The following is a 640-nucleotide window of genomic DNA, read 5'->3' as shown; positions in this document are numbered from 1 at the left end:
TGGACACCGAGCGCCCGGTGTTGGTGACGGGTGGGACTGGTGGTGTGGGTGCGTTGGTGGCGCGGAGGTTGGCGGTGCGGGGTGTGCGGGAGTTGGTGTTGGTGAGTCGGCGTGGTGGGGAGGCGCCGGGTGTGGGTGCGTTGGTGGCGGAGTTGGGTGAGTTGGGTGCGGAGGTTCGGGTGGTGGCGTGTGATGTGTCCGATCGGGTTGAGGTGGCTGAGGTTGTGGCGTCGGTGGGTTCGTTGGGTGGGGTGGTGCATGCGGCGGGTGTGTTGGATGACGGCGTGGTGGAGATGTTGTCGGCGGAGCAGGTGGAGCGGGTGTTGCGTCCGAAGGTGGATGGGGCGTGGTATCTGCATGAGCTGACGGCGGGGATGGATCTGTCGGCGTTTGTGGTGTTCTCGTCGGTGGCGGCGTTGGTGGGTAGTCCGGGGCAGGCGAATTACGCGGCGGCGAACGCGGCGTTGGATGCGTTGGTGGCGAGGCGTCGGGCTGAGGGGTTGTCGGGGACGTCGTTGGCTTGGGGTTTGTGGGCGGAGGCGACCGGGATGACTGGTGAGTTGGGTGTGGAGGAGGTCGCGCGGCTGGAGCGGATGGGTGTGGCCGCGATGCCGGCCGACGACGCCCTGGACCTCTTCGA

Annotated in this window: 1 protein-coding gene; it reads left to right on the top strand. The window is 67.7% G+C overall.

The window, feature by feature from the left end; genetic code table 11:
* Positions 1–640: SDR family NAD(P)-dependent oxidoreductase (locus AN216_RS00295; RefSeq protein WP_139140814.1), on the top strand; the 640-nt coding region annotated here is incomplete at both ends.

The sequence above is a fragment of the Streptomyces oceani genome, from assembly GCF_001751245.1.
GTDB lineage: Bacteria > Actinomycetota > Actinomycetes > Streptomycetales > Streptomycetaceae > Streptomyces > Streptomyces oceani.
This window is presented reverse-complemented; position numbering and strand designations above follow the sequence as displayed.